Origin of the sequence: Flavobacterium sp., from assembly GCF_036515215.1 — a bacterium.
In the GTDB taxonomy this organism is placed as follows: Bacteria; Bacteroidota; Bacteroidia; order Flavobacteriales; family Flavobacteriaceae; genus Flavobacterium.
Map to the genome: position 1 here is coordinate 1 of NZ_DATBVQ010000002.1, position 16393 is coordinate 16393.

At 37.3% G+C, this 16393-nt stretch carries 10 protein-coding genes and 1 pseudogene; 1 reads left to right on the forward strand and 10 read right to left on the reverse strand.

Annotation, left to right across the window (positions count from 1 at the left end; translation table 11 throughout):
• Positions 1-85 (forward strand): annotated as a pseudogene (locus VIH09_RS00125) (endonuclease III); the annotation flags it as partial.
• An 86-nt stretch (positions 86-171) separates the two neighbouring features.
• Here the strand turns inward: VIH09_RS00125 and VIH09_RS00130 are convergent.
• The 10 genes from VIH09_RS00130 to VIH09_RS00175 all read right to left on the reverse strand — a co-directional run bounded on the left by VIH09_RS00130 (position 172) and on the right by VIH09_RS00175 (position 16193).
• The gene (locus tag VIH09_RS00130; protein ID WP_331576657.1) at positions 172-315 is read right to left on the reverse strand and encodes a hypothetical protein; all 144 of its coding nucleotides are present in this window, start codon (positions 313-315) and stop codon (positions 172-174) included.
• A 51-nt stretch (positions 316-366) separates the two neighbouring features.
• Positions 367-951, reverse strand: a complete 585-nt coding sequence (locus VIH09_RS00135; RefSeq protein ID WP_331576658.1) for an RNA polymerase sigma factor — start codon at positions 949-951, stop codon at positions 367-369.
• A 717-nt stretch (positions 952-1668) separates the two neighbouring features.
• Positions 1669-2424 (reverse strand): glycoside hydrolase family 16 protein, encoded by a 756-nt coding sequence (locus tag VIH09_RS00140; RefSeq protein WP_331576659.1) that lies wholly within the window; start codon positions 2422-2424, stop codon positions 1669-1671.
• A 10-nt stretch (positions 2425-2434) separates the two neighbouring features.
• The gene (gene bglX, locus VIH09_RS00145) at positions 2435-4732 is read right to left on the reverse strand and encodes a beta-glucosidase BglX (protein WP_331576660.1); all 2298 of its coding nucleotides are present in this window, start codon (positions 4730-4732) and stop codon (positions 2435-2437) included.
• A gap of 329 nt (positions 4733-5061) precedes the next feature.
• Entirely contained in the window at positions 5062-7143 is a 2082-nt protein-coding gene (locus VIH09_RS00150) for a family 16 glycosylhydrolase (RefSeq protein ID WP_331576661.1), read from the reverse strand.
• A gap of 156 nt (positions 7144-7299) precedes the next feature.
• Entirely contained in the window at positions 7300-8511 is a 1212-nt protein-coding gene (locus tag VIH09_RS00155; RefSeq protein WP_331576662.1) for a family 16 glycosylhydrolase, read from the reverse strand.
• A 460-nt stretch (positions 8512-8971) separates the two neighbouring features.
• Positions 8972-9853, reverse strand: coding sequence for a glucan endo-1,3-beta-D-glucosidase (locus tag VIH09_RS00160; RefSeq protein WP_331576663.1), 882 nt, complete (start codon positions 9851-9853; stop codon positions 8972-8974).
• Positions 9854-9870: 17 nt separating this feature from the next.
• Positions 9871-11478 carry a hypothetical protein gene (locus VIH09_RS00165; RefSeq protein WP_331576664.1) on the reverse strand — a complete coding sequence of 536 codons (1608 nt, stop codon included), beginning with the start codon at positions 11476-11478 and terminating at the stop codon, positions 9871-9873.
• A gap of 30 nt (positions 11479-11508) precedes the next feature.
• Positions 11509-13002, reverse strand: coding sequence for a RagB/SusD family nutrient uptake outer membrane protein (locus VIH09_RS00170; RefSeq protein ID WP_331576665.1), 1494 nt, complete (start codon positions 13000-13002; stop codon positions 11509-11511).
• Positions 13003-13019: 17 nt separating this feature from the next.
• Positions 13020-16193 (reverse strand): TonB-dependent receptor, encoded by a 3174-nt coding sequence (locus VIH09_RS00175; protein ID WP_331576666.1) that lies wholly within the window; start codon positions 16191-16193, stop codon positions 13020-13022.
• Positions 16194-16393 lie beyond the last annotated feature (200 nt).

A 16393-nucleotide genomic window follows, 5' to 3' on the forward strand; every position in this document is an offset into this window, starting at 1 on the left:
TGCTCGAGGTTGGGATTTAGAAAAAGATATTATCACCAGTACTATAGGAAGAAAATCAGTTTTGGCGGATTACCACAAAAAATAAACTTCACTAATTTGAATTCAAATTAGTGAAGTTTACCAGCACAAGTCACCTTAACAACACCTTGTACTATTTGATTTGAAAGAAATCTAATTCGAAATAATTTCGAAAGTCTTATTATTAACTTTTAATATGCTCAATGCTTTTGAATAATTTAATAAAAAAGAAACGATTTCTTTTCTTGGTTTCATTGCCTTAGTTACCAATGAGTCTTTAGAGTAAATTTTTGCCATGTTGTATATTTTTTGTTATTATACTACAACGCGCAAAATATTGAGATATTGTTAATTCGTCAAAACAATTTGATGCTTGTCAATAACTTTTCTCAAATTCATCAAGGCGTAACGCATTCGACCTAAGGATGTATTGATACTAACCCCCGTGATTTCCGATATTTCTTTGAAACTCATGTCTTGGTACATTCGCATAACCAAAACTTCTTTTTGGTCGAGCGGCAATTCCTCAATCAATCTTTTTATGTCCTCTTCGACTTGGGCTGAAATCAATCGATTTTCTATGGTGGGAGTATCATCGGACATAATTGAAAAAATAGAAAATTCCTCGGTTTCCCTAAACATGGGCATTTTTTTGTTTTTTCTGTAATGGTCGATTATCAGGTTGTGAGAAATCCTCATTACCCATGGCAGAAATTTACCCTCCTCATTATAGGAATTTGACTTTAAAGTTTTGATTACTTTTATAAAAGTATCTTGGAAAATGTCATTTGAAATATCTCTATCAGAAATTTTAGAGTATATAAAACCGTAAATTCGGGATTCATGCCTTTTGATTAATGTAGCTAAGGCGTTTTCATTTCCTGCTACATAATTTTGTACCAATAAAGCATCTGGAGTTTGTATATCAGCCATAGTCTTACCTTTTAGATTGGGTTAAAAATTGTAATAATTTTCTAAAAAAGTAGTTTTATGTTATAGGCTAATTAGGTTTTTGAGTTAATTCAGTTCTCAAATTTAACAAATATTTACTCTAAGGTACAAATAAAATTAAGAAAAATTAACATGCAAAGTTTCAAAATGTTAAAATCATAGCCCTCCTTTACAATACGAATTCGCCTTACAGGCCTCCAAAGCGCCTGTAAACATTGATTTCCGCGGCCTTTACGGTATAGGAAACAAACTGAAATAAAAATGTCAAAATGTTGATATTTAGCGTTTTAAAACAAAAAAAACGACTCATTAGCAGCTAATTTTATCTCCAAATTGGATTTATTTATGCATCCATCCGCAGTTTCGTTGCCATGTCATCATCTACCATAATAGCGTCAATTTCTTGCTAAATAAAATAAAAAATCTCCGCTTCAAAATCCTCAATGCCGCAATAATGTCGGAAAAATCGCCCACATAGTACTCTAATTCAGTTGGTTACGTTTTGTTTTTTTTACGCACTTTAAATTCCGTTGCCCGAAAATTTTACTATCCAGTCGAAAAATGTTAATTTCTAAAATCTGCAATTCTTAATCACTTCGTCCCATCATAAACCGATGTGCCAAATGACAAAAAAAGAAAGAGAAGACTATTGGTTGAACAACAGCTTCCCTCCCTCGAAATATAAAAACAAATTAAACTCTACTGATAAACTTTTATATAATCTACGACAAATTTTTGGGGCAGTACGGAATCGTCAACTGCGGGTCCGCCAAAATCACCACCAATAGCCAGATTGACAATGAAAAAAAAGGGCTGGTCATATGGCCATGTGTTTTCATTTTTAATGATGGGATCAAAGCTGTAGACAAGAACGTCATCAACAAAAAAATCGATTTTGTCCTTTGTCCAGTCCATAGCGTAAAGATGAAAGCCATTTTCTATGCTTTCGATTTTGGTTTTCTTTGTGTTAATGGTGTTCCCATGGCTGTCTTGCGTGTGCAAAGAGGTAAAAACCATATGGGGTTCCTTCCCTATATATTCCAAAATATCAATCTCGCCAGATTTTGGCCATCCGACTTCACTTATATTTTGACCCAACATCCAAAAAGCTGGCCAAAGACCATGCCCGATGGGAAGTTTCGCCCTGGCTTCTATCCTACCATATTGGAACGCCTTTTTGCCCTTTGTCGTTATTCGTGTCGAAGTGTATGACTCCCCTTCTTTCTTGGCGTGAATGACTAATTTTCCGTCTACAATTTCATGGTTGTCATTGGTGTAAACTTGTTTTTCATTATTTCCCCAACCACATAAATTAGGACATCCATTTCCCAACTCAAAATTCCAAACCGATTCATCTAACTTAGGGTTATTAAAATTTTCCTCCCAAACCAGTTTCTTTTTGGTTTGCGCCACACATAAGTGGGCTACAAGCAGCAGAAATAAAAGTTTCTTCATTGTAAATATCTTAATTGTATTGAAAATTGGCTTCTAAGGTTGTTGTGGAGCTTCCGCCTACAAAAACATTAAAATCGCCCGGCTCCGCTTCCCATTTTTTATTTGCCGTGAAAAATTCAATGGTTTTCTCATCCACGGTGAAAGTGACTTTTTTTGTTTCGTTGGGCTGCAATTCAATCATTTCAAAGCCCTTAAGTTCCTTAACCGGTCTGGTTATGCTGCCTATAAGATCTCTGATATACAATTGCACCACTTCTTTCCCAGGTACTCCGCTGGTGTTTTTAACATTTACACTCACTTCTATTTTTCCGTTTTTAACAAAAGAGCCTTTACTAAGACTCAAGTCTGAATATTCAAATTTTGAGTAGCTCAAACCGTACCCAAATGGATATAATGGCGTCGTTTTCTCATCAATGTAATGCGACCAGAATACGCTTTCAGGCTCATTCATAATTGGTCGCCCCGTATTTTTGTAATTATAATAAATTGGCAGCTGTCCTACATTTCTAGGAAAAGTCATCGGTAATTTACCGCTCGGATTATAATCCCCATACAACACCTGAGCAATGGCATTCCCGCTTTGCGTTCCCAGTTGCCAAGCTTCCACAATTGCAGGAATGTTTTCGGCAGCCCACGGAATCGCTAATGGACGACCGTTATTCAAAACCAAAACAACATTAGGGTTTACTTTAAATATTTCTTCCAATAATTCCTGCTGCACGCCAGGCAGATCAATATCAGCTCTGCTTCTCCCCTCTCCGGATTGCAAACCATGTTCTCCCAAAACCATCACTACAACATCCGCATTCTTCGCAACAGTAATGGCCTCGGCAAATCCGCTTTTGTCGGTCATGTTTATTTTAGTTTCCCAAACGAATTCTGTTCTTCCTACCGATACATCGGCTCCTTTTGCATACGTAATCTGGTTCCCTTGGTATTTTTGCATTCCTTCAAGAACTGAAACAGCAGAATTATCATCGGCCGCAATTCTCCAACTTCCTAAAGGACTTGTTTTGTCGTTTGCCAAAGCACCAATAATTGCGATCTTTTGCCCTGATTTTTTAAGCGGAAGCAATGCTTTGTCATTTTTCAACAATACGATCGATTTTTTTGCCATATCCAAAACGCCTTCTTGAAATTCGGGCTTTCCGATTGTTTCTTTTTCGCGATTTTCGTCACAATATTTGTAAGGATCATCAAACAATCCCAATTCAAATTTAACTTTCAGAATTCTTCTGGCAGCATCATTAATGGTGCTTTCCTTCACCTTGCCCTCTCTAACTAATGCAACCAAATGTTCCACATAAGCACTGGATTCCATATCCATATCAGATCCCGCATTAATGGCAATTTCGGCAGCTTGTTTGCTGTCTTTCGCATAACCGTGCGAGATCATTTCGTTGATAGAACCCCAATCAGAAACGACGAAACCGTCAAATTTCCAGTCTCCCTTCAGTATTTGTCTTTGTAAATATGCATTACCGGTTGCAGGAATTCCATTCAACTCATTAAAGGAATTCATGAAAGTTCTCACTCCGGCATCGGCCGCAGCCTTAAAAGGAGGGAAAATAACATTTTGTAAAGTCGATTCACTAACATCTACTGTATTGTAATCTCTACCGGCTTCCGCGAAGGCATAACCCGCAAAATGTTTGGCGCAAGCCAGAATCGTATTGCTAGCTGTCAAATCTTCACCTTGAAAACCTTCTACACGCGCTACGGCAATTTTACTTCCTAAAAAAGGATCTTCACCTGCTCCTTCCATCACTCTTCCCCAGCGTGCATCTCTGGCAACATCAACCATTGGTGCAAAAGTCCAATTGATTCCAACCGCAGCGGCCTCTTCGGCCGCAATTGCGGCTGATTTTTTTATTGCTTCCATATCCCAGCTTGCCGATTCGGCCAGTGGAATAGGACTTATCGTTTTATAACCATGGATCACATCAAAGCCAAAAATTATAGGGATACCCAATCTCGTTTCTTCAACAGCAATTTTCTGCAAAGCACGTACGTCCTTGACTCCTTTTACGTTGAGCATAGATCCTACCAACCCCTTTTTCAGGTCTTCGTATTTTTTTGCCGCCTGACCATCTTTCGGAGTAGGGCCCGTTATTTCCCAGAATCCATTGTACTGATTGAGTTGTCCCACTTTTTCTTCTATTGTCATTAGATTTAAAACCGAATCAACTTTTGTTTCCAAAAGATTTGCTTTGGATTGCGCGACAGATTCTTTAATCATTTTGGTGCTGCAAGCACTAAATACCAGCGCACCTACTGCCAATGATGTAAATAAAAATGAATTCTTCATTTGTCTGTTTTTTGTTTTTAAAATTTATAGTTGTTTTTTTTTATATCTGTTTAAGTCGTTATTCTCGCCTGATAATTTTAAAAATCAATTTCCATTAGAATTATTCTACAAAATAAAAATAGTCACAACAAATGTGTCTATTAAATAATGTACCTCTGCCATCTAATCATCTGAAAACATACACCAAATAAATGCTGATTCTGAATGAAATTATTCGAATGATACCATTCAAATATTTTTTTTAAGCTACGCTAATATTTCATCAACAAGAATCAGCATTAATAGATAGTGCTACATAAAAACACACCGACCTTATAATTATTTCAGCGTTATTTTTTTACTATTTTAAAGGAATGCACAGTTTCGCCCGATGTAGCTGTTACCGTATACGCCCCTGATTCAACATCAGACATGTTAATTGAACTTATATCTCCTGATAAGGCATATTCTTTGATTAATCGACCATTCATGTCAAATATTCTTATCGTCGAATTTTCAGGTAAGGCTTTGAAATATATCATATCCTTTACCGGATTTGGATACACTATAATACCTTGAGAAATTTCTTGTGAAGATTTGGTTGGTGATGCAAATTTTAAACCGTTCCTATTTGTCTTAACAGTGATCGTTGCTTTAAGAGATTCATTTCCGGCAGCATCAATTGCAGTTACCTCAACTGTATTTGTAGATCCTTTAGCCACCCCAGTAACACTATAGTTAAGTTGTGTAGTGGTCGATTTTAGAATACCGTTCACATAAACTCTGTAACCAACTACATTTACATTATCAATTGATGCCGACCAAGACAAGCCAAATGAAGTTACCGCTATAGAATTGCTGCTCAAATTCTCCGGCATAATAGGTGCTTGAGTGTCAATTCCTTGTGCAATTCCAGCATTTGCATCATAACTACTAAAGTTGTCATAATAAAAAGTGTCTCCTGTAAAAGTATTGGAAGCAAACAATAATATTAATTTATCTACGCTGGTACTTGACGCGCTTGGGTCAGGAGCATCAAGCATTTCCAATGCAATTCTTTGCCATTGGTTTTGAACGGTTGTTGCGCCCATATAACGACTGTGTCTCCCTAGCGGATAATTTGAACTGGTTGCCACTGCACTGTTTTCGAGCTGAACTATCAATTGTGTTCCTATAGGCGCAGCAGTATACACATCAATGTAAAATTTCTTTGTTTTTGAAATATAGTTATCAGCGTCTTTTATACCGGACGTTTTATATGTAATAATATCATATTGTTCCAAAGAATTTCTTATGTATTTAGCCGATAATGCAGAAGTATTTACCCCTCCCACTGAAGGATTGGCAACAACGCTATACGTCCCGGAATTACTTAGCAAATTGGCATAACCATTGTCATCTTGATTAGCAAAGGAATATTGGAAAAAATAAGGCAATTGGACATAAACATATTCATTAATGACCGTTGTCCCGCAGCTTGAAACAACTGTTGCGGTAACATTACCGCTAGTGTTTCCAAAATTGACTTTAAGCGTTTTAGTTCCTTGCCCGGAAACAATCGAAGCTCCTACTGGTACCGACCACGAATAACTACTACCCACTGGAGCATTAGCAATAGAATATGAGATATCATTGGCTTGATTAAGCACCTCACGTGGTCCGGTCATTGTAGGAGTATTTCCTGCATAAACTCGGATATAATCCACTTGCATAGATTGTGGAAATATATTTGGATCTACTGTTCCTCCAAGATTTCCCCCAACTGCGAGATTCATGATAAAAAAGAATCTTTTGTCAAATGGCCAATTTTCAGGTGATATATCACTCGATGTAATGGTCTGGTAAAGTACATCATCAACAAACCATCTAATGGTGCCCGGCTCCCATTCGATCGCAAAATTGTGGAATGCGTCAGCAAAAGTTCCCGAATTAAGAGTGAAACTAGAGCCCGTATATTGATGGGTACTGTTTGAACTGCCGTAATGCAAGGTTCCCAGCACAGTATTAGGGGTTGAACTGATGTTTTCCATGATATCAATTTCACCACTTGCTGGCCAGCCCCCATAAAAATTGTCTGAGGGCAACATCCAGAAAGCTGGCCATAATCCATCACCAGAGGGCAATTTTATTCTAGCCTCAAATCTGCCATAGGTCCAATCTCCTTTCAACAATGATTTCATTCTTGCAGAAGTATAAGTGCTACCATTTACTCTTTCTTTTTTGGCAGTAATACTTAAGATTCCATTACTCACGGTTGCATTTTGGGATTTATAGTATTGTAACTCGTTGTTTCCCCATCCGCACAAAGATATATCACAGCCTGTACCCGTTTCGAAACTCCATTTCGTAAGGTCCACTTGGGTCCCATTAAATTCATCAGACCAAACTAGATTTGGACATTGGGCTTGAATATTGTTTGTTAAGCAAAGCATGAATACCGCTATTAACAAAAATTTGATAGAATAAAATTGTTTCATGATTTATAATGGTTAATTGGTTAATAATCTTGTTTTTTAATATTAAAAAAAAGGACAGAATGACTTTCATTTTTATTCTGTTGTATTTTTGAAAAACCTATTATAATTTTATTAGTTATATACTCTTACATAATCTACAAACATCCTTTGCGGAAATGCAGTTGTACCATCTGGAGAACCTGGCCAATCACCACCAACTGCAACATTAAAGAGCAAAAAATGGTCTGCATTAAACGGATAATTAGCCGCTCCTACATCAGCAGCTGTATTAGTAAGAAACAATTGGTCGTCAACGTACCATTTAATGGTATTTAGCGTCCAAACAATACTAAATACATGAAATTGCTGTGAAAAATCACCCGTATTTAAATTGTAATTTGCACCCTTTAGTTGCCTATCTCCCGCTACTCCTTTCCAATGCATGGTCCCTGTTATCCTTGAAGGGTATGTCCCTACTAATTCTATTACGTCGATTTCACCGCAGGCAGGCCATCCCACAGAGGAAATATTAGCGCCCAACATCCATAATGCGGGCCAAATTCCTTTACCAACGGGAAGTTTTGCCCTGATGTCGATACGTCCAAATTTGAACTGCTTTTTGTTTTGGGTCGTCATTCTTCCTGAAGTGTAATTATATCCGCCGGCAGATTCTTTGCGAGCTTCAATAATTAAATTTCCGTTTGACAAAAATGTATTTTTTAAACTATTGGTATAATATTCCAATTCATTATTCCCCCATCCATTATTATTGCCAATTTCCTGGTTCCAAATACTTGAATTTAAGTTTGTCCCATAAAATTCATCACTCCATGCGAGCGTATATCCCGAATACGCTAAAGGAGTAGTGTATCCTGCATCATCAGTCGATAAATAGGTACCGTCTTCATTAGTTATGGACCCTTTGGCCGAGGATGTTTCAATGGCGCATCCCACGGGATCGGACAAGTTAACTGTAAATTGCAAGGCGCCATGGCGCAAATTTGTTGGGTCCCACTTAATGTCAATATCAATAAATGCTTGTGTTTGATTCGGGAGAATACTTACCGTACCGGAAGTTGCTGCATAATCTTTTGGAGAAACCGCAGTGCCATCCACCACAGAATAATTTACCGAAACAGCGTTCGTCGTTGCTTTACTGCTGTAAATAAAAAAACGAATGGTTTTTCCATAAGTTGCTCTAATTTGAGTAGCATCTTGAATATTTATTTTTGGAATAAAAGCATTAGTTGGTGTTATACTATCATCCGATTTACTGCATGAAAACATACAAAAAACGGCGAAATAGCACGCCAAACCAAAATTTATTTTTACTGTTCTTTTCATAATTTGTTACCTCTTCTAAATATTCCACTGTAATATGCAATCAGTTCGTCATTCTGATTTATTAATTTTTTCTTTGACATTTTTAGAAAATTTCATTATTTTAATTATTTTAAAATTGAATTTTATGCCATGAGTGTACCATCTTCTTTAAAAATTTTTGATTAAAACTCCATTAGTTTTTGACCCGAATTTTGATAAAGAAAAGCGAACTTTTAACATTAAAAAAAGTAAATAATTTATTTTTTTCCATTTTATTAAAACAAGGAGGAATAATGCTTTCCCCTCTGATTTAAAGAATTGACATGCTTGCAAAATAAAAAAGGAGTTTACTGTTTCTGATTCCTATTACTACCAAGTAATTTAAAAAGTGTAAGAATCTTTAACAAACAAAATCTAATGTAGATGTGACTAATAAATATAAGGGGGAAATATAATACCTCCCCCTATGTTATTATTTAGATTACAAAGCTACTAGAATGAAATACCACCATCCACCAGTAACCGGGTCAAAGGCTCTTAGGTGCATTTCGTTATCTGATCTTGACAAGATTTGGTAAGTATGGCTTGCAGTGTAAAACCCAATGAAACCTTTATTGGATATGGTCAGCGTTTCCTGTCCTCCAGGAGCGCTTAATGACCATGTTTCACTAAAACCAACTAATGGATAATTTGCTATATCCCCGTTGCCATCTCCAACAAAACCGGGTACACTGCCAAAATCAGCATTTAAAGCAAACTCTTTCCCAAGAACATCACCATTGGTTACTAGATCGTATGAACCATCTGTACTAAATGTGTACACGTCATCATACATTCCCAATCCTTCTTTGTCACCTGGAGCTGCCGCATACCAAACCGGACTAGTTGCGTCAGCTGGTCCAACACCAAAATGTCCGGCAGCATCTGATTTTATTTTCCAAGATCTTGATCCACTTCCCACTAACATTTTTAATAAATCTTCCGGTGGTGCGTACAATGCAAGTACTTCAACTTCAATAGAGGTACTTGAACTTACCCCAGCAGTTCCAATGGCAACTGCTGTTACGGTATACTTGTTTATTCCTGTAATACCGAAGTCATACGATTTGGTTCCTGCCGGTGACACTGATTCTGTAGCATCATATATAAATTTATATGTGATTGCATCATTTGCGGTAACTTTAAAATTTACCGTTCCGCTTCCGTCTCCGTAGGGATTATCAGCAGTAGCGCCTACAATTTCGGCGGTAATTTCCAAGGCAGTCGGAGCTTTAATTTCTCCGAATTCGAAGTTCTCTTCTTCACAGCTACTGAAAATCAGCGCCATGAAAAGAAAAGTCATAATATATTTTATATTTTTCATTTTTTTTCGTTTTATTATTAAACTTTAACAAGTTTGAAAGACCAAAATACTCCGCTTCCTGTTTCAATAACCAGATTCATGGTATTACCATTATCAGTAAGAGTTACATTATATGTAATGGAATTCGGAACGGCAACATTAGGCAGTTCACCAGCGTTATTAGCTTTCGGAATACCCAAATAAGCACCTTTACCATTAATGGTAATGGTATTCCCTACAGCGTCATATAAGTATGTAGCTACTGCTGTCCCATCATAAGGGGTAACCGGTATTCCGCATGCATCGCCTGTTCCTTGCCATGCTTCGAGCCAAGTATCAGTTCCCAAAACGTTATTAAAGGATCCATTAGAAGAGAAAACATAAGTGTCATCAAAAAGACAAGCTCTATCAGTTACAGCTTGCATATCGCTTGTCCACCAATCACCATTTCCTGCGCTAGGGCCTACTTTTAATGCACCTGCTTCAGGAGCGAGTTTCCAAGTCCCCTCCAATCCAGAAGAAGGAGCTGCCGCTTTATAAAAATAAAGGTTATCAATAAAAACAGTTCCTGCAGCCCAAGGAGTTCCGACAAATTTTAATTGGAAAATTTGATCAACAGATAATCCCTGACTTGTGTAAGCTGAAATTGGAATGTCAATACTGGTCCATTCCCCTTTAGTTAAATCAGAAACCACCGGTTTTTCGGTAGAATTACCATCAACACCATTAATTAACGAAGTTTCAATTTTACTTCCGTCAGCAGTCCAAACATCCATATGAAGATATTCCATATTAGAAACATCAATTGTTTGTCCAATGCTTATACCTTGATAACTGAGCTTGATATAATTAAGCATTTTATCACCGTTCAAGTCAAACAAAGCGTAGCTGCTTCCCTGACTTGATTGTCCCCAATCCGGATTATAATTTGAACCCGCAACATTAGTGTATGCTGAACTAAAAATTGAAATCACATTTAGAGATTGTCTGCTTGTTTGTGTAGGAGCCGACGTAGTTGGCTGAAGAATAGCAGTCACCGCAAAACTCTCTGATTGTTCAGTTGTTTGTATTGCCGCACTTTTTGCTACAACCCTAATCGTGTAAGTCCCCGCTTCCTTGTATGTGTAAGAAGCTGTTTCTCCTATATTTGCAGATACAGGCTCATCATTACCCGCTTCTCCAAAATACACATCAAACATGGTTGCATAATCAGCGGTTGCCGTAACGTTAACTTGTTTTGATATGGCCAAATCATTTGTAATGGTAACCACTAAATTTTCTGGAGCTTTAAACGACACCACCAAACTTTGGGTCACTTCTGTTTTTAAGCCATTTACGCCAATCGCGACTATTTTAACAGAGTAAGTTCCTTCTTCATATACGTGAGTTGTACTTTGACCCTGCACTACATTAATGGCTGTGACTGTGTCATCACCATAATAAATATCATAAGAAACCGCTCCTTCACCGTTGGGTGTAATGGTTACTAAACCCGTATTGTCTTGGGTTACGTCATAAAGTGCGGATACATTGGTTGGCGCAACAGCTCTACCAACGAAATCAATAGTACCAAAGTCATCATTAGCGCAACTCCATAAAACGGACAGCAGTAAGAATGCACTTAAAAAATATTTTATTTTTTTCATTTCCATAATTTTTAAATTAATCCGATTAAATTACCAGTTAGGGTTTTGTGTAATACCAGAAATATCTATTTCTCTTTGCGGAATAGGGAATACTTCATTCTTACCAACTATAAAGCCCGTTATTTTAGTGGCAGCCTGATTCGTTCTAACTAAATCAAAAAAGCGATCCCCTTCCATTGCCAACTCCAATCTTCTTTCATCCCAGATGACTTCTTTGGAAACGGTCACACGGTGCAAATCATCACCAAAAGCTCTATCACGAACTCTGTTTAAGTATTCTTGCGCTTTTGCGACATTTGGTGCAGAAGATCTAACGTATGCTTCAGCGGCCATTAATAGCACGTCAGAATAACGAATGATTCTTTGATTATTGTCGTAGTTCAATTCAACCTGACCGCTGGTTTGACCCTTTCTCGGCAAGTATTTTTTATTGTACAAACCGGTGTTTTTGTAGGGAGCTACATCATATTTCACTTCCAAATCAGGGTTTGCTATTTTATAAGCTTCAACATCAAAACAGGTCCCTTCTTTTCTTTGGTCACCATCAGCATACGCAGCCGCTAAATCTTGAGCAGGCAAATTTGTACTCCATCCGGAAGCAAAAGGCATGGCAGAAGTACCGCTTAATCCCCTTACGCCGCATTGTTGAACCGCGTGATTACCTTGACCTCTTGTAGTACCGCCCCAGTTATAATATGGAAAACCGTTTGAATACTGAACTTCAAAAACAGATTCGGAACCATTCTCACCCGATAATAAAAAGATACTGTCGAAATCATCAACCAAAGTAAAAGGACCGTTTACTACATTATCTAACATTGAAGCAGCATCGGTAAATTTCTCTTGATACAAATAAACCTTGCCTAACAAAGCCTGAGCCGCGTATTTCGTAACTCTACCATTTTTTGGATTCCCTGAAGGCAATGCATTAATCGCGTCCATCAAATCAGTTTCTATTTGAGCATATACATCTGCTTTAGGAGACCTCTGGATGGTTCCAAAATCAGAAAGACCTAATTTTCTATCTACAAATAAGGGAACATCTCCAAACATTCTCACTAAATTGAAATAGTAATATGCTCTTAAAAACTTAATTTCCCCATACAACTCTTCTTTACCGGCAAAATCTACCGCCTCACCTGCAATATTCAAATCCTTATATTGCGTTAGGTAATTAACACGGTTAATTCCTTCATAAGATACCTTCCATAAGTCCTCAAGAAGACCATTATTAGTGGTCGTAGTGTAATCATCCACTTGTTGAAGTACTGCAACATCCGAAGCGTTTTCTCCTCCGGCTACAGCATTATCAGATGCAATATCACCTAAAACCACCAACTGATTCAACCATTGCAATGGAGAATAGCAACTAACGGCCATGGACTGGTAATCAGACTCGGATCGTAAATAATCAGCTTCAGTAACTGCATATTCTTCGTGCGGATCAAAATCAACCCATTTTTCACATCCTGTGAAGATCGAAAGAAGGACAATCAATCCAACGATATATTTTATATTTTTCATAGTGTTAATTTTAAAAGTTAAAATTTAAGGTCTAAACCGGCTAATATTGTTCTGGCTTGCGGGTAATTACCACGATCAACGCCGGTATCTAAAATACCACCTGGTACTTCAGGATCAAAACCTGTATATTTTGTAAGAGTAACAAGATTTTTCACCTGAGCGTAGATTCTTACTTTACTAAACACCTTTTCTTGATACCATAAAGAAGGTATTGTATACCCCAATACCACATTTTTAATTTTCACAAATGATCCGTCTTCCACATATCTGTCAGAAACTCTTGCGTTACTGTTGGTGTCTGAAAAGGTAACCCTTGGATTGTTAGCGTCGTTGGTTGTCCCTTGACCGGTCCATCTGTCCAAAATATTTCTAAACTTGTTAGAATATTGCGCATTACGCTCGTAAGCACGGTACACATCATTCCCAACTGAAGCATACGTAAATACACTTAAGTCAAAGTTCTTATATTCGGCACCTATGTTCCAACCCATTGTAAACTTTGGAAACGGGTCCCCAATTTTTGTTTTATCCAGATCGGTAATTTTGCCGTCACCATTCACATCTACATATTTAATATCTCCCGGTTGGGCACCTGTCTGTGTAGGACTTGCGGCAATTTCATCAAATGACTGAAACAATCCGGCCGTTTGAAAACCGTAAAAATAGCCTGGAGAAAAACCTTTTTCAAACCTTGTCGGATATTGAGATAGTCCATTAAAATAAAAACCTCCATTTATAAGAGCAGTCCCATCATTGTTAGTTGCAGTCACTAAATTTGTCGAAGTAGTGAATGTAAGCGATGAATTGAATTTGAAAATCTTCGCTAAACTATTACTATAAGACAACATCATGTCTACACCTTTGCTTTGAGTTGTTCCAATATTGGAAGCTACAGGCTCTGAAGTACCTGCCATCAAAGGAGGAGCGTCAATAAATAAAAGACCATCCACTTTTTTGTCAAAATAATCGGCGGTTAATGATAAATTATTCAAAACAGATAGATCAAAACCTACATTGAATTGGGTTTGTTTTTCCCAACGCAAAACATCGTTGGCAAAAGAGTTCACCGTTGCACCAGGAGTAAACGTTCCTCCAAAAGTATATCCGTTACTGTTTGCGGTTTGATTGTAACTAGGTCCACCCGTTGAAATGGAAACGTATTGAGGGGAAACATTTTCATTTCCGGTTGTTCCGTAACTTCCTCTTATTTTTAACAGAGAAATAAAATCGGAATTAAAGAACTCTTCTTTGGAAACTACCCAGCCCATAGAACCGGCATAGAAATTGGCAAATTTATTCTTTGTACCAAACGCAATGGAACCATCACGACGGGCAGAGAAAGAAGCTAAATATTTATCGTTATAGTCATAGTTAATTCTTCCAAAATAAGAAGCATTCTTCCTTGTTAAATTCTGGTAACTGCTTCCGATTTGTCCGATAGTATTCCCCGGTACAAAAGTGGATGGAGTATATACACCGTCTACAAATGTACTAGCCGTATAGGTACCAGCCGTATTAACACCTGTTGCAGCACTTATGTCAGCCCAAGCCCATGAATTATCGCGCACATCTTCTCTCGAAGCATTAAATCCATAACCAGATGATCTAGAGAAAGAAACACCCGCCACAATATCAAAATTATGACTGTCGTTGATGTTGAAATTATAATTCGCAAAGTTTTCTTGAGTAAAATCGAAATTAGAATTGCTGAACTCATTTACACTGTTGTGTTTTCCAGTAACTGTTGTTCCATCAGCATTTAAAGTGTTCTCTGTGTTCAAAGGACCGTAAAAAACAAGCGGAGTAAAACTTTTCCCAACCTGATCATATTTTGTATAACCAAAACGAGACGTTAACTTCATGTTTTTGAAAAGGTCATATTGCAACTCTATTTTTCCGTACAATTTGTTTCCATTACTTTCATTATACGTATTAGCCAATTTAGTAAGTGGATTAAATATTTCAGATTTCAAAAGATTACTGAAACCGTAAGTTCCTATCGTATTAGGAATCGTGTTATAAACAGAAACTGTAGGGTCAAAATTTAAAGCACTACCCAAAACGGAATTAAAGGAATTTTCAGCAATTCCTTGATTTTTAATATTAACATAACTTGTATTAAGCACTAATTTTAATTTCGAGCTTAATTCAAAATTTAGATTTGACGTAAGGTTAATCCTATTGAAATTTGATTTGTCCCCCCCGCCTACTATACCGTCCTGCGTTAAATAACCAGCTGATAGGAAATAACTCATCTTTTCCCCACCACCTCTGGCGGTCAAGTTATGGGAAGAAATTCCTGCTGTTTTAAACACCTCATCTTGCCAGTTAGTACCGTAACCTAGTGTTGACAGATCAGGGAAAATTACCGGACCTCCTGAAGCGGCACTACTTTCGTTAATGATAGCTCCATATTCTGTAGCATTTAAGACACCAATTTTTTTTATAACTTCTTGCTGTCCTCCATAAGTATTAAAAGTAATTTCTACTTTTTGATCTCTTTTTCCAGACTTAGTGGTAACGACAATTACTCCATTACCCCCTTTAATTCCATAAATGGCAGTAGCTGACGCATCTTTCAAAACGTTTAACGATTCGATGTCTGCGGAATTAATAGCGCTCAAATCATCTAGAGTTTGCGGAACTCCGTCGATAATCACCGTAGGACTAGTACCTGAGAATGAAGGAATACCTCTAATAAGAACCGTTGGTTTACTTCCTGGAGAACCATTTTGTATCACGGAAACCCCTGATGCGCGTCCTTGTAACGCTTCTTCAACCCTTAGTGGTTTTTGTTTTTCAATGTCAGCCGCTTTTACGGTAGAAATTGCACCGGAAACTTTGGTGATTTTCTGAGTACCATAACCAACCACTACAACTTCTTCAAGCGATTGTGTTGCCGGTTTAAGTTTTACCGTAATATTTTTTCTTCCGTTAATGGCTTCCTGAATGGAAGTGTAGCCCAAATAACTGAACACTAAAGTGCCGCTAGACGAGGCCTTTATCTGGTAGTTCCCATCAAAATCCGTGGCGGTAGAATTTGAAGTCCCCTTAATTAAAATGGATGCCCCAGGGATGGGTAATCCGTTCTCGTCAATTACTTTTCCGTTTATGGAGACATCTTGTGCTTGTCCATAAACTGAAAATAGTGTAGCGAAAAAACAAAAAATAAGTGCTTTTGTAAATTTCATTTTTCTAAAATTTTGGTTAGTTAGTAATGTTTATTAATAATTCATAAAAATATCATAAGAGATTACAGAAACTCTAAAAAGAACCTCAACAAAAAACATACATCGCAAAAAAAATGCAACTAAATTTCTGATAATAAAAAAAACGCCCGAAAACACTGATGAATTGATGCAGCCCCATTTTCGTCAAAAAAAAAAAAAAA